The following is a 21069-nucleotide window of genomic DNA, read 5'->3' as shown; positions in this document are numbered from 1 at the left end:
AATTGCGCACCTGAGAATCTCGAGATTCCGGGTCGGGTGCTCACGCACCATCCCGGAATGACGGCATCACGTCTTCTCGACGGCCTTCTTGACGAATGCGGCCTTCAGATTGTCGAACAGTTCTACCTTCACGCCGTTCTTGTGCATGATGTAGCTCTGCTGCAGCACCGAGAGCAGGTTGTTCCAGGCCCAGTAGATCACCAGGCCCGCCGGGAACGAGGCCAGCATGAAGGTGAAGATCAACGGCATCCAGTCGAAGATCATCTTCTGGGTGGGATCCGGCGGCGTCGGGTTGAGCTTCATCTGGACCCACATCGTGATGCCCATGATGATCGGCCAGACACCGAGCATGAAATAAGGACCGACAATCGGTCCCAGCACCATCGGATCCCACGGGATCAGCCCGAACAGGTTGAAGATCGTGGTCGGGTCCGGCGCCGACAGGTCCTTGATCCAGCCGTAGAACGGCGCGTGACGCATTTCGATAGTGATGAACAGCACCTTGTAGAGCGAGAAGAACACCGGGATCTGGAGCAGAATGGGCAGGCAGCCGGCGACCGGGTTGATCTTCTCCTTGCGGTAGATCTCCATCATCTCCTGCTGCTGCTTCTGGCGGTCGTCGGGATAGCGCTCCTTGAGCGCGACGAGCTGCGGCTGCACCGACTTCATCTTCGCCATCGAGGCGTAGGACTTGTTGGCGAGCGGGAAGAACAGCAGCTTGATCAGCACCGTCACCAGCAGGATGGAGACGCCGAAATTGCCGACCAGGTGGAAGAAATAGTCCAGCGCCAGGAACATCGGTTTGGTGATGAAATGGAACCAGCCCCAGTCGATCAGCAGATCGAAATGGTTGAGGCCGAGCTGCTTGTCGTAGCCGCCATGGCCGGCGAGCGGGAAATTGATGCCGACGACGTCGGTTTCCTTGGCGCCGGCGAATAGCCGCGCGTTGGCGCTGCCGGTGCCGCCGATGGCGATCGTCTGCGCATCCTGCAGGTAGTCTGTTTGGTAGGTGCGCTTGGTGCCGACCAGGTTGGAGGAATAGCGCGCCTGCAGCTTGGCGGTGGTGTCCGGCAACAGCGCCGACGCCCAGTATTTGTCGGTGATGCCGAGCCAGCCATTGGTGACGTTGAAGGTGACCGATTTTTCTTCGTCGATCTTCGAGTAACCGTATTCCTGCAGGCCCTTGTCGCCGAGATAGCCGATCAGGCCTTCATGCAGGATGAAGTATCCCGAAACCTCCGGCTTGCCGTGGCGCGAGATCAGCGCGAACGGGTACAGCGTGACCGGCGCGGTGCCGACATTGGTGACGTCGTCCTTGATGGTAAAGAGATAGCGGTCGTCGACCGCGATGGTGCGGCGGAAGGTGAGACCCTCGCCATTGTCGTATTTCAGCGTCACCGGGTTGCCGGGCGACAGGGCGCCGGAGCCCTCTTGCTGCCACATCGTGTCCTGGTCCGGAATCTTGACCGTCGAGCCGCTGGCCGGAACCCAGCCGAACTCCGCGTAATAGGGGCTTGCGGTGTTCGACGGCGAATACAGCACGATCGCGGGCGAGGCCGGATTGACGGTGTCGCGGAATCTCTCCAGCGACAGGTCGTCGATGCGGGCCCCGCGCAGCGAGATGCTGCCGGAGATTCGCGGGGTGACGATCTTGACGCGGGGCGTTGCGGCGATCGCGGCGGCGCGACTGACAACGGGCGCGATTGCGCCCGGCGGGTTGGCGGGTGCGCTGGAGGAGGGGGCTGATCCCGGTTGCGGCGTGGTGGAGCCCGGGGTCGCCTGCGGCGAGGGCTTGGCAAGCTCCGCCTGGGTCTGGCTTTGTGCTCGTTGCCGTTCCATCTGCGGCATGTTGTAGAAATACTGCCAGGCGATCAGCACGAGGCCGGACAGAATGACGGCGAGGATGGTGTTGCGATTGTCGGTCATCGGTTCAGGGTCTCGCCATTCAATTCGGATTGCGGGTTCTGCCGGCTTCGACTGACGTCGGCGCCGCGGCCCTCAGTTTTCGTCCGGGCGCGCATCACGCGAACCGGTATCCACTTCCTTCGAGAGCGCCTGTGCGCCACCTGCGGCCTTCGGTAGCCGGTCGAGGCGATGCAGGGCCGAGCGGAGATCGTCGAGCATGGTCGTGAAGTCGCGGGTGAGCGCCGGCCTGCGCCCGACTAGCACATAATCATGGTGCGGTCGCATCGATATGACGTCGAGCCGCTTCACCAGTTCGCGAAGCCGGCGCCGGATGCGGTTGCGCTCGGTGGCGGTGCCGTTCTTCCTGGTGACGGTAAATCCGACCCGGACCGGGCCGTCGTCATCGCGACGGCGGCGCTGCACCACGAAGGCAGCGCTGTTGGCCCGCGCGCCATTGGCAACGGCGAGAAAGTCCGCCCGCTGCCTCAGCCGCTCCATCAAGCAATCTCCGGATGATCCGGCTCAGGCGCTCAGACGCTTGCGGCCGCGCGCGCGGCGCGCGGCGAGAACCTTGCGGCCGCCGGTCGTGGCGAGACGGGCGCGGAAGCCGTGACGGCGCTTGCGCACCAGTTTGCTGGGTTGATAAGTCCGCTTCACGGGTAGTTCTCCGCTGACCGGGCAATTTGCCTGTTGAATGAGATGCGTCCGGTGATGATGGCCGGCCCGAAACGGGCCATCTACGGCCCAAATGAGCCGCCCCCGGCAGAACCGGGTCATCGCGGACAATTGCGCGGCTTATACGGGAGCGACCTGTTTTCGTCAATGTCGCGGGGCGCGGTGGCCGTCGTTCTTCGAAACGTCGCAATTGGCACGAATATATATGTTTTCATGGGGTTTTTGTTTGAAGGGAAGGCGGCGCTTCCGGCCGCCGAAACCAGCCGACATTAGCGATCGGTAATTTGACCGGTCGGTGGCCGAAACGCATCGTTGGAATCAGCGTATCTACCATTGAGCGCCCGCGCCCGGTCGGCCCGGCGGGCGTTCGGGAAACCGATATCGAGGCGGATCACTTCGAGGCGGATATTCGTGTCAGCGACCGATGAGCACCCGATCCCTGAAGCGCCGCGGCCCGTGGCACGCCGCCGCCTTGGCCTGTCCGGCAAGCTCTTGCTGCTCACTATTCCGTTCGTGATGATCGCCGGGCTGATGATCTACGTGCCCGCGATCGCCAATTTCTGGATGAACCGGCTGAACGACCGCCTGGCGGCGGCCAATACGGCGGCGCTGGTGCTGGATGCCGCGCCCCTGGGCATGGTCCCGGAATCGCTGGCGCGGCAGATCCTGAGCAGCGTCGGGGCGCGCGCTGTCGCGATCAAGATGGGGCAGCAGCGCCGGCTGCTCGCCAGCGCCGACCTGCCGGCCTCGATCGACCATGACATCGACATGCGGACCGTGACGGTGTGGTCGGCCATCGTCAACTCCTTCGGAACCATGCTGGAGCGCGACAACCAGACCATCCGCGTGGTGGGGCCGGCGCCCGGCGGCGCCCAGTTCATCGAGGTCGTGATCGACGACGCGCCGCTGCGGCAGGCGATGTACCGGTTTTCCCGCAACCTGCTGCTGGTGTCGCTGCTGATCGCGACTCTCACCGCCGGGCTGGTCTATCTGGCGCTGCATTACCTGTTCGTGCGGCCGATGCGGCGGCTGACCGCCAACCTGGTCGGCTTCCACCAGAATCCCGAAAGTGCGGCGCGCATCATCGTGCCGAGCCAGCGCGGCGACGAGATCGGCGTCGCGGAGCGCGAATTGTCCGACATGCAGCGCGACCTGGTCTCGATGCTGCATCAGAAGAGCCGGCTTGCCGCGCTGGGGCTGGCGGTATCGAAGATCAACCACGACCTGCGGAATTTGCTGGCGTCCTCGCAATTGCTGTCCGACCAGCTCGCCAGCGTGCCGGATCCGCGGGTGCAGCGCTTTGCGCCCAAGCTGATGCGCTCGCTGGAGCGCGCCATCGACTTCTGCCAGTCCACCCTTTCCTATGGCCGCGCCCAGGAGGCGGCACCCGACCGCCGCATGATGCTGGTCGAGCCGGTGGTCGCGGAGGTGCGCGAATCCACCGGGCTTGCCGCCGACGCCTCGATCGCCTGGATCAGCGCAATCGAGCGCGGGCTCACCATCGATGCCGACCCGGACCAGCTGTTTCGCGTGCTACTCAACCTGGTGCGCAACGCCGCGCAGGCGCTGGAAAGCCGCCCCAAGGGTGATACCGCGTTGCAGATCCGCATCACCGGCCGCCGCGAAGGCGCGGTGGCGATCATCGAGGTTTCCGACACCGGCCCAGGCGTGCCGGCGCGGGCGCGCGAGCACCTGTTCGAGGCGTTCCAGAGCTCGGGCCGGCCCGGCGGCAGCGGGCTCGGGCTGGCGATCGCCGCCGAACTGATCCGTGCCCATGGCGGCGACATTCACCTGGTCGAAGGCACCATCGGCGCCACCTTCCGGATCTCGATCCCCGACCGCCCGGTGGAACTGCAGAGCGTCCGCACCGAGCGGGCGCGGGCCTGAGTTCCGGTTCACGGTGGCCGACGAATCGGGCCGGGATGCTGCGGCCGGGCAAGGCTTGCGCTGTCCCGGCCGCGTTGGCGTCTGCTCAGGCCGACCTGCGCCACGGAAACAGCATCGACACGCGCTCCCGGTAGCGGCGGTAGTCGTCGCCGAACAGGTCGATGAGATCGCGCTCCTCGAGCAGAATGCCGACGACGATGTAGGCGGTGGTGACGGCGGCGAACAGCAGGTGGCCGACCGTCATGGTCGGGGCCGCCCAGAACGCGATGATGAAACCCATATAGATCGGATGCCGCACGAAATTGTAGAACAGCGGGGTGCGGAATCGCGGCGCGGGCATGGTCTTGCCGGCCAGGTTGTTGGCCACCTGATGCAGGCCGAACAGCTCGAAATGATTGATCAGGAACGTGCTGGTCAGGACGATCAGCCAGCCGAACAGAGAAAGGTGGGTCACGGCGAGAGCCAGTTCCGGGCTTTCGATGTGCCACACGACTGACGGCATCGGACGCCACTGCCAGAGCAGCAGCGCCAGGCACAGGCTCGCGAACAACACATAGGTGCTGCGTTCGATGGCCTTCGGGACAAACTGCGTCCACCATTGCTTGAACGATTTGCGCGCCATCACGCTGTGCTGGATAGCGAATGCCGACATCAGCAGGAGGTTGACGAGCAGCGCCTCCATCGCGGGCGACACGGCTCCGTCATCGATCGTCTTGGGGACGCCAAGGCGGGTCACGAAGCCGACCGCGTAGAGGAACGTAACGAAGAAGATGGCGTAGCTTGCGACGCCATAGAGAAAGGCGAGAAAGCGCCCCAGCGTGCTGCCCCTGGACTGGTCGAGCGTAGCGACGGGAGTGGTGTTGGCGGTCATTTCCGGTTCTCCTCAATAATCTGGCCGTGCGCGCGCCCGACGATATTAATTCGGTCGATCGACTGAATCAAGTAATATTCGGTCGACCGACCTAACTTTTTGCCGCATATGGCAGGGATTGTCCGACCCGGGGCGGCGCCGGCGGCCCCCGGGAAGGAGCCGACCGGGTATCAGAGCATCTCGGCGATCATGCGGGCCGCCCGCGCGGCGCCGTCGGCTTCGACCGGACGGCTCGCCGATGGCGTCGCCAGCGCCTCGACCATCGCCGCGGCGAGGCTGTCTGGCGTCATCGCGGCGTAGTCCATGCGCCATCCGGCGCGATAGCGGTCGAGCCGGTGGGCGACATGGAAATTCTGCTCGAAATGGTTGCGAAGCGGGAAGTACAGGAACGGCGTTCCCGCCGCCGCCAGCTCCATGCAGGTGGTCAGCCCGCCCTGCACCAGCGCGAGGTCGCAGGCGGCGAGGTGGCGGTCGAGATCGGGCACGAAGCTGCGCACCGTCACGCCCGCGGGCGCATCGAGCGAAAGCGGATCGATGCGCGGACCCGCGACCACGACCATGCGCAGCTCCGGCAGCCTTGCCCGAACCATGGGATAGCTCTGCAGGATGCGCTTGATGAGATGGGCGCCGACCGCCGAGCCGCCGACCGCCACGATGCAGACCCGCTCGTCGGTGCGATAGCCGAGGCTGCGTCGGAGTTCGGCGCGCGGCCCGAATGTAGATGGATGTTGCCCGATCACGTAGCCCGAGAATTCGAAATGTCGCGGCACCCAGTCGCGCATTGCCGGCAGGTCGTTGCCGAAGCCGAGCGGAACGATGTCGTCGGGATTGCCGATGAAGATCGAGCGATCGCGCACCGCCGGGTGACGCTCGACATGCTCGATCATCTCGGCGTTGTAGTCGGTGGTCAGGAACGCCTCGTTCGCGCCGCCCGAGGGCATCGGAACATAGCCGACGAAATCCGTCAGCCACGCCAGCTTCGCCTTCTTCAACTCCGGGTGCTCGTGCCAGTAATGATCGACGTCCCAGGCCTCGTCGGCGATCACGAGGTCATAGCCGCCCTGCACGACAGCGTCCTGAAACTGCATGAAATTGGCGATCAGGACCTCGTCCATGCGGCGGATGGCCTGGAAGCAATGCAGGTCGTGCTCGCCGCTTTCCAGCTCGATGTGGCGGGATTCGCTGGCCAGCCTCGTGCTGAGCGGGTGAATGGTTTCGCCGCTGGCCTCGAGCAGGCGCGTCACCGGATCCTGCGCCAGCCAGTCGATCTGCAAGTCGGGATGCAGCCTGCGCAGTTCCTGCGCGATCGCAATGTCGCGCCGGCCGTGTCCGAGGCCGATCGGCGACGACAGGTAAAGCGCCTTCTTGCCGCTTCCCGCGCGAACCGCGGGAGGCTTCGGCGCCGGAAAGCCGAGCCTGCGGTCGAGAAAATCGACGATCAGATCGTTGCACTTGGCCGGCACGCGGCCGAGCGGGTTGTGTCCGCCGCCCGCGATCGTTATGAATTCGCCCCCGGTTCGTTCGGCCACGGCCTGGCCGCGGGCATGCGGCTGGATGCGATCGTCATAGCCGTGGATGACCAGCACCGGACAATCAATCTTGCGGTACATGGCCTCGCCGATGTCGAAATCGGGCAGGGCGCGGCCGGCCTCCACGGTTCGCGTCAGCACCGCGCCCGTGGTGCCGCCGGCCCAGCTGACACCCTCCTCGATCTGCCGGGTCGAATGCGGCTCGCTGTAGATGTGACGGATGAAGTGATCCGCGAAATCGGGATAATTGGTCTGCCAGTACTGCCGGTTGAATTTCTCCCAGCCCTCGAAGCTCTCGCGTTCGGCCAGAAAGTTTTTCGGCGACCGGTACGGGTGATCCGGCCCGATCGTGGCCACTGTTCCGCACAGGATCGCGGCCCTGACGCGATCGGGATGCTGCGCGGCGAGGATGCAGGCGATCAGGCCGCCGAACGACAGCCCGACCAGGATCGCCTTGCCGGCGTCGGTGGCGTCCATGACGGCGCAGGCGTCCTCGACATAGTTCGCCAGCGAGTAGGCGGCGGTTTCCTCCGGACGGTCGGATTGCCCGTTGCCGCGCCCGTCATAGGCAATGCAGCGAAAGCGTTCGCTGAAATAGGGCAGTTGCGCCTTGTAGACACGGGAATGGACAATGCACCATGGCGGAACGAACACCATCGTCTGCGGCCCGTCACCGAATATCTCGTAATGAAGGTTGACACCGTCACGTCGAACGAAGCCTTCCTGGTCCGGAATCCTGGCGCGCATGGCCTCACCTCATGGTTTGGGTCTGCTCCAATGCGGCGATCAGGTCGCCGACGGCGCGCAGCGCCTTGCGAACCGGCACGGCCTTGCTTTCGAGGCCAAGCAGGATGTAGGCCTCGCCGCCGATGAACGCGGCGCCGATCAGCGCTGAAATCTGCGGGGCCGGCAGGCTTCCCAGCGGCCCTAGACCGGCGCGCGACTTGATCACAAGCCGGGTCAGAAGTTCCTGCCAGCCAAGGATGCCGCGACGGACCACCGCCGCGATTTCCGGATTGGCGTAGCCCGCCACCCAAAGCTCCTGCAGCACGATCACGTAGCCGGAGGCGAGATCCTCGTCGAGATAATCGCAGGCGAGCTTCCACTGCTCGGACAGACGCAGATCGGGATTTCCGAACATCTCGGCCTGGCGGCCCAGCAGTTGCTCATTCAGGTAGTCGAACAGCGCCAGCACCAGCCCTTCCTTGGAACCGAAATGGTAATGGATCTGGCTGAGCGGCATTTTGGCGGCAACGGCGACATCGCGGGTCGAGAGGCCGGAATAACCTTTGCTGCGCAGCACCGCCCGGGCCGCCTCGAGCAGCGCGGTGCGCGCCTGTTCGGACTTTTTCGATTTGACCAGCATGCTTCCTCCGGGACGCGGGCCAATCTATTTCGATCGATCGACCGATGTCAAATGTTTTCGGTCAAATGACCGAAAACATGGCAGACCGGTTGCTTGCAGCATCTCCTGCGCGCGTACCATGCGAAAATCGGTCGACAATCTGGCCATGTTCCAGCCGACCGCTGCGCCATGAAGGAACGCTCGTCTTGAATGACGCGCGGGCGGAAGCCGCGCCCCGGACCTTGCCAAGCCGGGCCGGAGCGGGTAGCTAAAGCGCTCTTTCGCGACCGTCCGGCCAACGACCGGACGCATCCGGGCCACGCGGCCCAATGCCTGGCGAAAAACGCGCCCGTAGCTCAGCTGGATAGAGCACCAGACTACGAATCTGGGGGTCAGGAGTTCGAATCTCTTCGGGCGCGCCAATCAATACGCCAGAATACGTTGTTTGAGGCCCGCTCCGCTGTTCACGTCGCCAAGCGCGCGATCCCTTAGCGAGGGGCAAGAGGATCGCCCGGAGTTTTCCACGCCGCGCCGATCTTGTGGATCATCTCGACCGTGAGCACCAGGCGCCCGGCCGCGCGCCCCAGCAGTTCTGCCGGCTCGCCCCGGGCATGTTCGCCCGTCGATGGCGTAGTGTAGTAGAGTACGTCGGCAGCATCGAACAATCTCATGGCCGTCGCTTTGCCTCGCAGACATCGACAAGCGCGCGCAGCGCCTCGGGCTTGCTGCCTTTTCTCGAACCCTCTGGCTCACCTCGGCTAGCTTCGATCTCAGCGAGCGCCGGCTTCAGTTGCGCCGAAACGTCGTGAACTGGAACCGCTGCACGGCTCCCCGGGGTGTGGCGTGGTCATGCTTCCGGGTATCGACCACCCTGAAATCCGGTCCGAGGACCGCTGCCAGCGCCGCCGCGTCGTACCGCACGATCGGCAAGCCGCTGCACCGCTCCGGGCCATCCAGCGCAAAGGTGCCGATGATGGCCCAGCCGCCGGGCTTCAAGGCCTTCTTCAGCCGCTCGACATACGCGGATTGGTCGGTCCGCTCGGTCAGGAAATGAAAGGCGGCGCGATCGTGCCAGAGATCGTAGGTCCGCGATGGCTCCCATGTGGTGACGTCGGCGACTTCCCAGCGGACGGCCGCCGCCTTTGCACCAAGACGCGTTCTGGCCGCGTTCAGCGCCGCGTCCGAAAGATCGAGCACGGTGATGTGTTCAAACCCTTTTGCCAACAAACTATCGACCAGCCGCGAGGCGCCGCCGCCGATATCGATGATCTCGGCGCTGCGGGGCAGCCCGGCAAGCGCGATGAGGTCGAGCGAGGGAGCCGGACTGTCCTGATACCAGCTCACTTCGTTTTCGCGCTTGGTATGGTAGACATTCTCCCAATGGGCTTGCCGGCTCACGTCGCTCATTGAGTTTTTCTGAGGTTTGGTAACGATATCGGTGCATTCCTGACCCCCGAGGTGGCGGGCCCCTTGATTTTCCGGTTTCCGAACGACATGTAGTTCCCGGGCGGCCGTGTTAAATGGGACAATGATGGTCAAGGCGCAGATTTTGCGAAACTTGGTAGCGGCGGTCGTCCTGATCGCGCTTTCAGTCGCGCCGTCGATTGCCCGGGCCCATGGCGGCCACGCCCATCACGATGCAGCACACGGACCCGCGGCGGTCGCCGGGGGACAACACATCGCGGTGGTACAACCCGAATCGATGGCGCTACCGCCCGCTTCGCTGGAAAGCGCGTCATTCGGGCAGAGCGCCGGGCCAGCATCGCTGGACCGGAACTGTGTAACCGGCTGCTGTATTTCCGCCTGCGCCGCATGCTGCGTGGCAGGCTTGCCGGGTTTCGCCGAACTGCTGCCGCTGGCCGGCAGGGTGATGCGCATCTCGCTTCCGGCATCGCGGACAGCCGCAAGCCGCGAACCTGACTGTCTCAGTCGTCCTCCCAAAGCCCTCACCTGAATCCACGCGATCCCTTGAGGCTTGCGCGGCCGCCGCCGGCGGCGTGCGCGGCATCGGGGATGACGACCACTCAGAGTGAAGGATATCGACATGTTCTGCCATTTCGGGCCCGCCCTGCGCGCCCTCGCGGTGACCGCGCTTCTGTGCGGGATGATCGCACCTGTTTCCGCGCATGAGGGCCATGACCATGGCGATCAGGAGCCGCAAGCCCTTGCTTCGCCCGGCGCCTTGCCGCGCGGCGAAGCCGTCTCGAACGAATTCGAGATCGTGGCGCTCGGGCGCGGCGAAACCCTGGAAATCTACCTCGACCGTTTCGCGACCAACGAGCCGGTGATCGATGCAACCATCGAGGTCGAAACCCCCGCCGGCGCCGTCACGGCGGCTCCAGCCCCCGACGGCACTTACCGGATTGCGGCGCCCTGGCTCGGCAAGGGCGGGCGCGTCGATCTCATTTTCACGGTCACGGCGCGCGGCACCACCGATATCCTCCCGCTTGCCATCGAGATTCCGTCTTCACCAGCGCAGCAGGCGGCGCAAAACAACGCGGTTGGCGGCGCCGGGGCCTGGCGCGCAATTCTTCTCGTCGCCGGAGGCGCTCTCGCCGGCGCTCTGATCGCCGCGATCACGATGCGCGTCGGCCGACGCGGGATCGCGCTTGTCGCCATGTTCGCTTTGCTTGTAGTCGCCCGCCCTGCGGGCGCCCACGAAGGTCACAACCACGAGCAGGACAAAGCCGAGCTTGCGATCGGCGCGGTTTCCGGCGAGCGCGCGCAGCGGCTCCCGGACGGCACGGTGTTCACGCCGAAGTCCGTGCAGCGGATCTTTGCGCTGCGGACGCTGGTCACCGAGCGCGCCGGGCATCGCAAGGTCACCGAGCTCCCGGGGCGGATCATTCCCGACCCCAATGCCAGCGGCTATGTGCAATCGGCGGTCGGCGGCCGGCTTTCCGCGCCGCCGGGCGGCTTTCCGAGGCTGGGCACCCGGGTCAAGGCCGGCGACATCGTTGGCCATGTCACCCCGCCGATCCAGGCGATCGACATGTCAGACATGCGCCAGCGCCAGGGCGAACTCGACCAGCAGATATCGATCGTCGAACGCAGGTTCGCGCGCTACGAGCAGCTCGCGCCGTCGGGCGCGATATCCCGGACCCAGCTCGACGACACAAGGCTCGAGCTGGAAGGCCTGCGTGAGCGGCGCGCGTCGATCGAGCGGTCGCGTCGCGAACCGGAGGCGCTGATCGCGCCGGTTGCGGGCGTGGTCGCGGAAGGAACGCCGGTGGCGGGGCAGATCGTGCAGCCAAGTTCGGTCGTGTTCAACATCATCGATCCCGCGCGGCTGTGGGTCGAGGCGCTCAGCTTCGAGAGTGTCGAGCCGACGGTGGGCGCGCGGGCGCGGACATCGCAGGGCAGGAGCTTCGATCTCGCCTATCAGGGCGCGGGCTTTGCCGATCGCAGCCAGTCGGTGCCGGTGCATTTTTCCGTCACCGGCGATACCGCCGGACTTCGCGCCGGCCAGTTCCTGACCGTGCTCGTCGCCACCGACGAGGCCAAGGAGGGGCTTGCGGTGCCGCGCACCAGCATCGTCCGCGGCTCGAACGGCCAGGATTTCGTCTACGAACACGTTGCGCCCGAGCGGTTCGTGGCCAGGAGCGTGCGAATCGAACCGCTCGACGGCGACCGCGTGCTGATCGTGTCCGGCATCGATCCCGGCAAACGGATCGTGTCGCAGGGCGCCGATCTCCTCGATCACGTGCGGTGAGGTAGCCATCCATGTTCACGTTCCTGGTCAGCGCCTCGCTTCGCAACCGCCTGCTCGTGCTCGCGATGGCGGCAATCCTCATTCTGCTCGGCGCCTATACCGCGCGCCAGCTCCCCGTCGATGTGTTCCCGGACCTCAACCGTCCGACGGTGACGATCATGACGGAGTCGGAAGGCTACGCGCCGCCCGAAGTCGAGCAGCTCGTCACCTTCCCGATCGAGACCCGGATGAACGGCGTCCCCGGCGTCAGCCGTGTGCGCTCGGTTTCGGGCATCGGGCTTTCGATCGTGTATGTCGAGTTCGATTGGGGGACGGACATTTTTCGCAACCGCCAGCTCGTCGTCGAGCGCCTTGCCCAGGCCCAGAGCCAGCTGCCGCCCAACGTCACCCCGCAGATCGGTCCGATCAATTCGATCATGGGCCAGATCCTGCTGATCGCCGTGACGCCGGGCACCGCTTCGCCGATGGAGGTGCGCGAGATCGCCGACTTCACCATCCGGCCGCGGTTGCTGGCCGTGCCTGGCGTCGCGCAGGTGATCCCGATGGGCGGCGAGGTCCGGCAGTACCGGGTCGCGCCGCTTCCCTCCGCCCTGCGGGCGCTGGGCGTCAGTTACGAACAAATGGAGCAGGCGCTGGCGCAGTTCGGCACCAACACCGGCGGCGGGTTCACCGACCAGAATGCCCGCGAATATCTCATTCGCAACATCGGCCGCACCACGAGTCTCGAAGACCTGCGCAACATCGTCGTCACCACTATCGAGGGCCGTCCGGTGCTGCTGCGGCAGGTGGCGGACGTCGAGTTCGCGCCCAAAGTCAAGCGCGGCGATGCCGGCTACATGAGCAGGTCCGCCGTGATCATCTCGGTGGAGAAGCAGCCCAATGTCGATACGGTGCGGCTGACCCGGCAGATCACGCAGGCGCTCGAGGAACTGGCGCCGGCCCTGCCGTCCGGCGTGAAGGCCGACGAGATCATATTCAGGCAGGCGACCTTCATTGAAAACTCGATTCGTAACGTCGAACGGGTGCTGCTTGAAGCCGCGCTGGTGGTCGCCGTCATCCTGTTCGCGTTCCTGCTCAACTGGCGCACGACGGCGATCTCGCTGACGGCGATCCCGGTTTCCATCCTGGTGACGGCGATCATTTTCAAGCTGCTCGGCCTGTCGATCAACACCATGACGCTCGGCGGCATTGCGATCGCGATTGGCGAACTCGTCGACGACTCCGTCGTCGATGTCGAGAACATCTTCCGGCGGCTGCGCGAGAACAGGGAGCAGGGCAATCCGCGCTCGGTGTTCGAGGTGGTGGTGTCGGCCTCGAACGAGGTGCGATCGGGGATCGTTTACGCCACCATGATCATCGTGCTGGTGTTCGTGCCGTTGTTCGCGCTTTCGGGGATCGAGGGCCGGCTGTTCGCCCCGCTCGGCTATGCATACATGATCTCGATTATGGCGAGCCTGCTGGTTTCGATCACGCTGACGCCGGTCATGGCCTATTACCTGCTGCCGCGAATGAAACGGCTTGCTGCGCAGGAAAGCTGGCTGGTCCGCAAGCTCAAATCCGCCAACCGCGCGGCGCTCGACTTCGCGTTTGCCCGCAAGGGATGGCTGCTCGGCGTGACCGCGCTGGCGGTGCTGGGCGCCGGCGCCGGCGCCTTCACCCTGAAGCGCGCCTTCCTGCCGGCGTTCAACGAGGGCACTTTCACCATCAACCTCGCCTTCAATCCCGGCGTTTCGCTTTCGGAATCCAACCGGGTCGGCTCGATCGCCGAGCGCCTGTTGCTTGACGTGCCTGAGGTGGTCAGCGTCGGACGGCGAACCGGGCGCGCGGAACTGGACGAGCATGCCGAAGGCGTCCATTCGTCCGAAATCGACGTCGATCTCCGGCCTTCGAGCCGGCCAAAATCCGAAATCGTCGCCGACATCCGCTCGCAGCTTTCGGTGCTGCCGCTCTCGATCAATATCGGGCAGCCGATATCGCATCGGCTGGATCATCTTCTGTCCGGCGTGCGTGCCGAGATCGCGCTGAAGCTGTTCGGCGAGGATCTCGACACGCTGCGAAACAGCGCTGAAGACTTGCGGCTGCGGCTGGCGGGGATCGAGGGCATCCGGGACCTCCAGGTCGAAAAGCAGGTACGCATTCCCCAGCTCGAGATCCGCGTCGACTACACGCGGGCGGCGCTGTACGGCGTGCAGCCGGGCGCGGTGACCGAACAACTGGCGCGGCTCTCCAGCGGGCGCGTGGTCTCGCGCGTGGTCGATGGCTACCAGCGCTTTGACGTCGTGATGCGGCTGCCCGACCGGCTGCGCACCACCGAGAAACTCGGCGATCTCCTGATCAAGACTCCGTCGGGCTGGATACCGGCGCGTCAGATCGCGGACGTGAAGGAAACCGACGGTCCGAACCAGATATTGCGGGAGAACGGCCGCCGGCGCATCGTCGTGCTCGCGAATTCCGACGGCAAGACCGACATGGCGGAGATCGTGCGCCGCATTCGCGCCGAGGTGGCGGCGACGAAGCTGCCGCAGGGCGTATCCGCGAGCCTCGAAGGCACCTTCCAGGCCCAGGAGGAGGCGAGCCGGACCATCGGCGTGCTCTCGCTGATCTCGCTGGCGTTGATTTTCGGGATTCTCTACAGCCGCTACCACTCCGGGGTGCTGGCGCTGATCATCATGGGCGGGGTGCCGCTGGCGCTGATCGGGTCGGTCGCGGCGCTAGCGCTGACTGGCCAGCCGCTATCGGTGGCGAGCATGGTCGGCTTCATCACCCTGACAGGGATAGCCACCCGCAATGGCATCCTCAAGATCAGCCACTACATCAACCTCGCCCTGCACGAGCGGGTCGAATTCGGACCCGGCCTTGTCATTCGCGGCAGCCTGGAGCGGATGACGCCGGTGCTGATGACGGCGCTGGCCGCGGGGCTTGCGCTGTTGCCGCTGCTGGTCGCGGTCGACGAGCCGGGCAAGGAAATCTTGCACCCGGTCGCGGTGACGATCTTCGGCGGGCTGGTCAGCGCGACGCTGCTCGATGCCTTGATTACCCCGGTGTTGTTCCTGATGTTCGGCCGGCGGCCGCTGATGCGGCTGATGCAGCGGCAGAACGGGGAACGCCGCCACGATCACGCCGTTTCACCCTCGTATTGATCGCTCGACCAAAGAAGGATATCACGCATGAAATCCGCATTTCTCGCACTCGGCATCGCCGTCCTGGCAGCGCTGCCCGTCTCCGCGCACGAGGCCAAAGGTCCGCATGGCGGGCGTCTGGTCGATGCCGGTCCCTACCACGCCGAACTGGTCGCCACCGGCAAGGCGGTTGAGGTCTTCCTGCTCGGTGAAGGCGACAAGGCCGTCGACCTCAAGGGTTTCAAGGGCGTCGCCATTTTCAGCCTGGACGGCAAGGCCGAGCGCATCACGCTCGCCCCATCAGCGAAAGGCGCGCTGAGCGGCGAAGCGGCGACGCCGCTGCCGCCGCGGCCGAAAGGCGCGGTTCAACTCACCATGCCGGACGGCAAGACCGCGACGGCGCGATTTGACTGACATCCACCCTATATCCACACACGCAAACCGAACGGAGAATCCCGCATGAAACAGCCATTTCAGGCCGGCCTTGCCGTGATCGCGGCCTTGTTTGTCGTCTCGCCGGCATGGGCCGACGCCGGCCACGCCGGGCACGGCCAGCAATCCTTCTCGACCGGGGAGCCCGGCAATCCAAAGAAGCCGGCGCGCGTGATTCAGGTCACGATGGGGGAAAAAGACGGCAAGATGATCTACGTTCCGGCAAGGATCGAGGTGAAAAAGGGCGAGCAGATCAGGTTCGTGCTGCGCAACAATGGCGAGCTCGAGCATGAATTCGTGCTTGGGACCACCGCCGAAAACCTGAAACACGCGGAAGCGATGAAAAAGGATCCCGCGATGGAGCATGGTCACGCCAACGAGAAACATCTCGACCCGAAAAAGTCCGGCGACTTTTTTTGGAAGTTCACGCAGGCCGGCGAGTTCGAATATGCGTGCCTGATCCCGGGTCATCGGGAGGCGGGCATGGTCGGCACCATCGTCGTGAAGTAATCGGCCGTCGTGAAGCGACCGGCGCCGCCGGCTGCGGGAGGAAGTTCCTCGCTACGCCTTCTGCGCCAGCACCTTGTCGATGCGCCTGCCGTCGAGATCGACGACTTCAAAGCGCCAGCCCTGGGCTTCGATTCTGTCTCCCTCATCGGGAATGCTGCCAAATTGATCGAGCAGGAATCCGGCGGCGGTTTGATAGGGACGCGAGGGCGGTAGTTCTATCCCAATCAGGGCGGCAAACTCGATCGCGGGCATCCAGCCGGAAATCAGCAACGAGCCGTCATCGCGCTGCGTGAAAGCTCGCTCTGCCGGCCCCTGCTCGTCGTGAAAGCTGCCGACGATGGACTCGAGGATGTCTCCAGTGGTGACGACTCCCTGAAAAATTCCGTACTCGTCATGAACCAACCCCATATGCACGGGCGAATCTCTCAGGATAGCGACGACATCGCGCGCATCGACGCTTTCCGGGATGACGGGCGCTTCCCGCACTAGGGCGCGAACGTCGGGAGCCCCTCCCGTCAGCAGCACGTCCAGGACATCCTTGGCCTGGATGATTCCCAGCGTCTCCTCGCCGTCGAATACCGGGAGGCGGGAATGAGAGGTTCGGGTAAACGCCTTGCGGATCGCTTCCGGCTCATCGCCCAGGTTGATGCTGTCGACCTCGTGACGGGGTGTCATGACCGCGCCGACGGCGAGATCGCCAAGACGCATGACGCCGGCAATCATTTCCTTTTCGCCCGGCTCAAGGACGCCGGCGTTTTCCGCCTCGACGACCAGCGTGCGGATTTCATCCTCGCTGATCTTTTCCGCGGCTTCGCCGCGATGGCCCAGTGCCCAGAGAATGGCCTTGCCCGAATGATCCAGAAGCCAGACCAGCGGTGACGACACCCTGGCCAGCAACACCATCGCCGGCGCGACCCTGACGGCCACCGACTCTGGATCGCGCAAGGCAATCTGCTTTGGCACCAGTTCCCCGATGATGAGCGAAGCATAGGTGATGACGGTGACGACCACGGCGACACCCAGGGCTTCGGCGACCCCGCCGGGAACGCCCGTTTGCCCTAGCCAGCCCGCCAGTCGCACGCCAAGGGTTGCCCCGGACAGAGCCCCCGACAATACGCCGACCAGGGTGATGCCGATCTGAACCGTTGAAAGAAACTTGCCGGGGTCCGAGGCAAGGGCGAGCGCTCTCCTTGAGCCGCGGACCCCCTTCTCGGCCATCGCCTGGAGTCGTGCCGGTCGGGACGAGACCACGGCCAATTCCGACATCGCCAGCAAGCCATTGATAACGATGAGCAGGGTTACGATCGCAAGTTCAAGGGATAGCATTTTTAGCCCGGGAGTTCTGGTCGATCATGGGGCAGCCGTGACCGCGATCCCGGTCGTCTCGGCGACTGCACCCCGGAATGCCATTTGAATCGTCGACATGAATAGGCAGCCGGCATCGTAAGCGTCAATATGGGGTCCCGGGCGCCGGTTCCAAGCGCCCGATCGGCGTCAAGCGCGCGGCGTCACGCGCGGAAGTCGATGCCGCGCACGATGATCCCCGGCGGATTGCCTTCGAACTCCCGCGCCAGGTACTTGCGCGCAGCGCAAGCCTCGATTCGGTCCCGCAACCGCGCGAACTGCTGCTCGCGCTGCTCCGGTGGCGTCCGCGGCACGCGTTCCAGCTCGTCCATCGCCGAGGCGCTGACGGCGCACGGCACTTCCCTGCCGTCGTCCATCATGGAAAACAGCAGCACCATGCGGTCGTATTCATAACCGCGGATGTTGCCGCGTGCGAGGGTCATCAGGCTTTCCTTCCCGGACAAGTTCTTGCTCAATTCTTCTTTTTCGGCGGCGGCGGTCGTAGTTCCGCGATCCTGCGCAGACAGTCGGCTTCGGAGTCGTGGGGACCCGAGACAAAGGTTCCGCTGACCTTGGTCGAGTACCAGCCGGAGACGACGCCGAGGCGAAGCGATTCTTCGGTCTTGACGTGGCGAGGCGATAGATTTGGCATGAGGTGCCTTCCGTTGGGCCGTCCGATCTTGTTCGGAACGGTTTGAATGAAATGTTGAGGTCAAGACGGCACACCGGGTTTGGTCAGGTGTCGTCTCCCGAGAGTCGCGTCAGGTCTGCAAGTACCGCGGTCACGAGGTCGCGGTGGTGGGTGTCGGTTGGCGCAAGGCCGGCCGAATAGAGATTGAGCACGTAGCGCGCCTTGGCCACGGCCTCGGACCATGTCGCTGCCGGGACGGCCAGAAGCTGGAGTTCGACGACGCCTTGCCGGTCCCGCAGCAGCCTCGTGTTGGTTTCGACTTCGGCAAGCACGCGGCGGATGTCGGTTGCCTTCTGCGCCGCCATGCCGCGATGTCTGTCGAGATCGATCGGGGTCTCGTTCACGGACGCGCGCTCGCGTCGTTTCGTTGCGCATCGGACAGATCGACCGAGCTGATCGAAATCATTTCCATTGACGAGCGATGCGGCGGCGCGCCGGGCACCATGATCATGGTGGCGATCCTCCGAAAGCACGGAAACGAGAGGCCCTCGATCATCTCCTCGTCGGTAATGACCTCATAAGCCCCCGGCCCGAGTTGCCGGTCGATGCCCTTGATGCGGAACGGATGCTTGAAATGAACCGTTTCCCGTCGCGAGCGCATCGTCATGTCCGCAGCCTGGCGAATCTGCGGATCAACACATGCTTGTCTTCGGACATCGTTGCAGCGTGCGCGCTTTTGCGGCAATTAGCCATCATTTTCTGATGTATAGCCGAATTTCGTCCAACAAGGCGGCCAATGGCCGTAATCTGGTCTCGCGCCCAATGCGAGCCAGGTTGGCCACGAAATCGTTCCGGGAACGGAACCCGGTTCACGTCCCGGAGAACGTGTCCATCGCAACTCAGCTCAGAAGGGTACGGACCTTCAGCGCGGCGTCGAAAATCTCGATCTGAAGATAGGGATAGGCCGACTTCAGCTTGCGACCGGCGGCTTCGGCGGCCGCGGCGGTGTCAAACTCCGACTTGAAATGGCCGTCAACCACCATCGCGAATCCTGCGGTGGGTGGCCTGTCGGCGCGCGTTGCTTTCTTCGGCTCTGGCTCGTCGATGGTTAAGAGAGGCTTCTTCATCATGGTTCCTTTCACGAATCCCCGCGACCATTTCAGACGCGCTTTGCGCGAAGATGTCGAGACAAATCCCGATCGGGAGCAAGGCTTTATGGGCCGGGAATCGCCCTGTGACGCTTTGGCGCTGGCTACCCCCGGGAGCTGAGCCTAGGATTGATCTGCACGGCTTCATGCCGCGCCGTCAGTATCCGCGCAACAAACCGACACCGGGAGATCGAGATGGCCAAGGGTGAACAAAGAAACAACCGGGAAGCCAAGAAACCCAAGAAAGAGAAGATCAAGGTGACGGCCGCGGCGCCAAGCCAGAAGGGCGCAGGCTGGCAGCCCACCTTGGGTTCCGGCAAGAAGAAATAGTGGCATCGGCTTCTCGCGCCGATCAGGTTCTTGCCGGCATTGCATCGAACGCAACGCCGCCCCTGCGGAATATGTTCGCGGGGCGGCGCTGGTAAATCGCTGGGCGCTGAAATCCCCAGCGCTGATGTGTCGCCGGCAGGTGATGGCAGGTTCAATCGATCTTGATCCGTCGTTCAACGCGATCTCGGAGCCGGCCTCTGCTGGCCCGCCCTCGGCGCCATCGGCATCGTGAAATCACCGACGAAGTCGCCGATATGCTCCGGAATGCGTTCGCCGGCGATGTCGCATCGACTCTGGATTTCCTGGGCGACCTGTTGCGAGATGTCCTCCGACCAATGCTCCAGGGTGTTGAAGGCGATGACCCGGCGCGGGTCGTTGACACGACCTGACATGAGGTCCGAGATGACGGTCTCAAAACTGGCCCGCTCGATCTCGATCTCGCGGAACCCGCCCGACCCGGCCTGCCGATCAATGATCAAATAAAGGGTTTGATCGGCTCCGTAAGGTACGGCTCCGGGCGTCCAGGTCGACGTTCTCATTGGCGCCACTCCCGTCAGACGCTTCTGGCGCCCGAAACGACTACGGCGAGCCAGCAGCCTTGTCTGAACCGAACGCCATGCCGGCAAAACGGTTCCGAGCGTCAGCCGTTGGGGCAAGGCGACGCCGATGCGGCTACCATTGCGGGAGTTGGAACCTTCGCATCTCTGCAAGGCGAGCCCGACAATATTTCCGGTAAAGTGCGTTGATCAGTTGCCACATGATTGACCCCCTCGGTTGGTCGCAGCATGGCCTGGCGCGTTTCTCCACGCTTTCGCGGCGCCACGAAATGGTTTCGTCCGGTGGCGATTGTTTCGCGACGGGCGCCGGACGAAACCGTTCACGGGATCGCGAACGCCGGATCCGAAGCGGCCGCTTGGATTGGATTCCGCCAAAGGCTACTTGGGAGCAAATCCGTTTCAGCCGGCAGCGCTGGCCTACCGATGAAGTGCTTGTGCCCATGGACTATCCAGCGTTTACCAATGACAGCCTCACCATGATGTACGAGGCGATCCGCGGCGCGCTTGCCTCGGATGATGCCCAGACGGTGGAAGGCCACCAGCCCCGGTTCCGGGTTCGCGACACGCCTGGCTGGAGAGCGCACGCCGCCAGCCTCGAGAGCGAGATGCTCCGGCGCGGCATGTTTTTCGAGGTTATCGATTGGTCCGAAGACCAGGCGCGAATGCGGTACTAGCCGCGCTCGCGTTTAATCCGCGTTCGAGGCGGCAATTCATCAACCCTGAAACGCGACGCCGGCAAAGTCGCCCTGCCGCCAGATCACGCGGCATTCGCGAACGGTATGGAAATTGTCGAAGGTCAATTCGAAATCCGGCGGCAGCAGGTTGACGTCGCGCAATTCGATTGCGGCCCCGCGGTTCGTGATATCGTGGACACGGCACGTGAGAACGCCGCGCTGCGCATCATAGAACAGCAGCGCGCCCTTCGAAATCGTCGTCCTGACCAGAGCGCGTCGTTCGGCCTGCATGGGAGCTACCTTTCCGACCAAACTACCAGATGCGGCGAGTCGGGCAATCAGCTCCGGATTTCCTCGTCAACAAACGGTTAACGCGATTTGATAAAGACGCACCAGATCA

Annotated in this window: 24 protein-coding genes and 1 tRNA gene; 9 read left to right on the top strand and 16 right to left on the bottom strand. The window is 64.2% G+C overall.

The features are described 5' to 3' along the window. Positions 1 to 66: 66 nt before the first annotated feature. The 3 genes from yidC to rpmH form a co-directional block, all read right to left on the bottom strand. Positions 67 to 1926 carry a membrane protein insertase YidC gene (gene yidC, locus Q0D31_RS12850; RefSeq protein WP_291851017.1) on the bottom strand — a complete coding sequence of 620 codons (1860 nt, stop codon included), beginning with the start codon at positions 1924 to 1926 and terminating at the stop codon, positions 67 to 69. Positions 1927 to 1998: 72 nt separating this feature from the next. Next, on the bottom strand, positions 1999 to 2403 hold the full coding sequence (rnpA, locus tag Q0D31_RS12845) for a ribonuclease P protein component (RefSeq protein ID WP_291851014.1): 405 nt from the start codon (positions 2401 to 2403) through the stop codon (positions 1999 to 2001). 24 nt (positions 2404 to 2427) lie between these two features. Beyond that, positions 2428 to 2562 carry a 50S ribosomal protein L34 gene (gene rpmH / locus Q0D31_RS12840; RefSeq protein ID WP_006609582.1) on the bottom strand — a complete coding sequence of 45 codons (135 nt, stop codon included), beginning with the start codon at positions 2560 to 2562 and terminating at the stop codon, positions 2428 to 2430. 429 nt (positions 2563 to 2991) lie between these two features. Between rpmH and Q0D31_RS12835 the strand changes: the two genes are divergently transcribed. Next, on the top strand, positions 2992 to 4467 hold the full coding sequence (locus Q0D31_RS12835) for a HAMP domain-containing sensor histidine kinase (RefSeq protein WP_291850948.1): 1476 nt from the start codon (positions 2992 to 2994) through the stop codon (positions 4465 to 4467). An 85-nt stretch (positions 4468 to 4552) separates the two neighbouring features. Here Q0D31_RS12835 and mddA read toward each other — a convergent pair whose 3' ends face one another. The 3 genes from mddA to Q0D31_RS12820 form a co-directional block, all read right to left on the bottom strand. After that, entirely contained in the window at positions 4553 to 5338 is a 786-nt protein-coding gene (gene mddA, locus Q0D31_RS12830) for a methanethiol S-methyltransferase (RefSeq protein ID WP_291850945.1), read from the bottom strand. A 170-nt stretch (positions 5339 to 5508) separates the two neighbouring features. Beyond that, complete coding sequence (locus Q0D31_RS12825) at positions 5509 to 7614, bottom strand: alpha/beta hydrolase (RefSeq protein WP_291850942.1); 2106 nt, start codon at positions 7612 to 7614, stop codon at positions 5509 to 5511. 4 nt (positions 7615 to 7618) lie between these two features. Next, positions 7619 to 8233: a TetR/AcrR family transcriptional regulator gene (locus tag Q0D31_RS12820; protein ID WP_291850939.1), complete on the bottom strand. Its 615-nt coding sequence runs from the start codon at positions 8231 to 8233 to the stop codon at positions 7619 to 7621. Positions 8234 to 8557: 324 nt separating this feature from the next. Here Q0D31_RS12820 and Q0D31_RS12815 point away from each other — a divergent pair. Next, positions 8558 to 8634, top strand: a tRNA-Arg gene (locus tag Q0D31_RS12815). A 66-nt stretch (positions 8635 to 8700) separates the two neighbouring features. Here Q0D31_RS12815 and Q0D31_RS12810 read toward each other — a convergent pair. Both Q0D31_RS12810 and Q0D31_RS12805 read right to left on the bottom strand, forming a co-directional pair. Continuing rightward, positions 8701 to 8883 (bottom strand): hypothetical protein, encoded by a 183-nt coding sequence (locus tag Q0D31_RS12810; RefSeq protein ID WP_291850935.1) that lies wholly within the window; start codon positions 8881 to 8883, stop codon positions 8701 to 8703. 115 nt (positions 8884 to 8998) lie between these two features. Continuing rightward, positions 8999 to 9619 (bottom strand): class I SAM-dependent methyltransferase, encoded by a 621-nt coding sequence (locus Q0D31_RS12805; RefSeq protein ID WP_291851402.1) that lies wholly within the window; start codon positions 9617 to 9619, stop codon positions 8999 to 9001. A gap of 121 nt (positions 9620 to 9740) precedes the next feature. Here Q0D31_RS12805 and Q0D31_RS12800 point away from each other — a divergent pair, with 121 nt between their 5' ends. The 5 genes from Q0D31_RS12800 to Q0D31_RS12780 all read left to right on the top strand — a co-directional run bounded on the left by Q0D31_RS12800 (position 9741) and on the right by Q0D31_RS12780 (position 15985). Then, on the top strand, positions 9741 to 10166 hold the full coding sequence (locus Q0D31_RS12800) for a hypothetical protein (protein WP_291850933.1): 426 nt from the start codon (positions 9741 to 9743) through the stop codon (positions 10164 to 10166). A 90-nt stretch (positions 10167 to 10256) separates the two neighbouring features. Then, positions 10257 to 11924, top strand: a complete 1668-nt coding sequence (locus Q0D31_RS12795) for an HlyD family efflux transporter periplasmic adaptor subunit (RefSeq protein WP_291850930.1) — start codon at positions 10257 to 10259, stop codon at positions 11922 to 11924. An 11-nt stretch (positions 11925 to 11935) separates the two neighbouring features. Beyond that, positions 11936 to 15064 carry an efflux RND transporter permease subunit gene (locus tag Q0D31_RS12790; RefSeq protein WP_291850927.1) on the top strand — a complete coding sequence of 1043 codons (3129 nt, stop codon included), beginning with the start codon at positions 11936 to 11938 and terminating at the stop codon, positions 15062 to 15064. A gap of 27 nt (positions 15065 to 15091) precedes the next feature. Then, on the top strand, positions 15092 to 15457 hold the full coding sequence (locus Q0D31_RS12785; RefSeq protein ID WP_291850924.1) for a hypothetical protein: 366 nt from the start codon (positions 15092 to 15094) through the stop codon (positions 15455 to 15457). Positions 15458 to 15502: 45 nt separating this feature from the next. Beyond that, on the top strand, positions 15503 to 15985 hold the full coding sequence (locus tag Q0D31_RS12780; RefSeq protein ID WP_291850921.1) for a cupredoxin family protein: 483 nt from the start codon (positions 15503 to 15505) through the stop codon (positions 15983 to 15985). Positions 15986 to 16036: 51 nt separating this feature from the next. On the opposite strand, the gene Q0D31_RS12775 is transcribed toward Q0D31_RS12780, so the two are convergent. The 6 genes from Q0D31_RS12775 to Q0D31_RS12750 all read right to left on the bottom strand — a co-directional run bounded on the left by Q0D31_RS12775 (position 16037) and on the right by Q0D31_RS12750 (position 19087). Then, positions 16037 to 17311: a hemolysin family protein gene (locus Q0D31_RS12775; RefSeq protein WP_291850918.1), complete on the bottom strand. Its 1275-nt coding sequence runs from the start codon at positions 17309 to 17311 to the stop codon at positions 16037 to 16039. Between the two features lie 182 nt (positions 17312 to 17493). Next, on the bottom strand, positions 17494 to 17772 hold the full coding sequence (locus Q0D31_RS12770; RefSeq protein WP_291850915.1) for a DUF1488 domain-containing protein: 279 nt from the start codon (positions 17770 to 17772) through the stop codon (positions 17494 to 17496). A 29-nt stretch (positions 17773 to 17801) separates the two neighbouring features. Then, positions 17802 to 17981: a hypothetical protein gene (locus Q0D31_RS12765; RefSeq protein WP_291850911.1), complete on the bottom strand. Its 180-nt coding sequence runs from the start codon at positions 17979 to 17981 to the stop codon at positions 17802 to 17804. An 83-nt stretch (positions 17982 to 18064) separates the two neighbouring features. After that, the gene (locus tag Q0D31_RS12760) at positions 18065 to 18364 is read right to left on the bottom strand and encodes a hypothetical protein (protein WP_291850908.1); all 300 of its coding nucleotides are present in this window, start codon (positions 18362 to 18364) and stop codon (positions 18065 to 18067) included. Then, positions 18361 to 18627 (bottom strand): hypothetical protein, encoded by a 267-nt coding sequence (locus Q0D31_RS12755; protein ID WP_291850905.1) that lies wholly within the window; start codon positions 18625 to 18627, stop codon positions 18361 to 18363. The genes Q0D31_RS12760 and Q0D31_RS12755 overlap by 4 nt, the downstream gene beginning before the upstream one ends. A 232-nt stretch (positions 18628 to 18859) precedes the next feature. After that, positions 18860 to 19087 (bottom strand): hypothetical protein, encoded by a 228-nt coding sequence (locus tag Q0D31_RS12750; RefSeq protein ID WP_291850902.1) that lies wholly within the window; start codon positions 19085 to 19087, stop codon positions 18860 to 18862. Positions 19088 to 19303: 216 nt separating this feature from the next. Between Q0D31_RS12750 and Q0D31_RS12745 the strand changes: the two genes are divergently transcribed. Beyond that, on the top strand, positions 19304 to 19438 hold the full coding sequence (locus Q0D31_RS12745) for a hypothetical protein (protein WP_291850899.1): 135 nt from the start codon (positions 19304 to 19306) through the stop codon (positions 19436 to 19438). A gap of 173 nt (positions 19439 to 19611) precedes the next feature. Here Q0D31_RS12745 and Q0D31_RS12740 read toward each other — a convergent pair whose 3' ends face one another. Then, positions 19612 to 20094, bottom strand: a complete 483-nt coding sequence (locus Q0D31_RS12740; RefSeq protein ID WP_291850896.1) for a hypothetical protein — start codon at positions 20092 to 20094, stop codon at positions 19612 to 19614. A gap of 101 nt (positions 20095 to 20195) precedes the next feature. Between Q0D31_RS12740 and Q0D31_RS12735 the strand changes: the two genes are divergently transcribed. Further along, positions 20196 to 20669 carry a hypothetical protein gene (locus Q0D31_RS12735; RefSeq protein WP_291850893.1) on the top strand — a complete coding sequence of 158 codons (474 nt, stop codon included), beginning with the start codon at positions 20196 to 20198 and terminating at the stop codon, positions 20667 to 20669. Positions 20670 to 20708: 39 nt separating this feature from the next. Here Q0D31_RS12735 and Q0D31_RS12730 read toward each other — a convergent pair whose 3' ends face one another. Beyond that, a complete protein-coding gene (locus Q0D31_RS12730) occupies positions 20709 to 20960 on the bottom strand; it encodes a PilZ domain-containing protein (protein ID WP_291850890.1) in 252 nt (83 codons plus the stop codon). Positions 20961 to 21069: the final 109 nt, after the last annotated feature.

The organism is Bradyrhizobium sp. (assembly GCF_022844465.1).
Taxonomy (GTDB): domain Bacteria; phylum Pseudomonadota; class Alphaproteobacteria; order Rhizobiales; family Xanthobacteraceae; genus Bradyrhizobium.
Note: the sequence above shows the minus strand (reverse complement) of the source record. Positions and strands in the feature narration are given on the sequence as shown.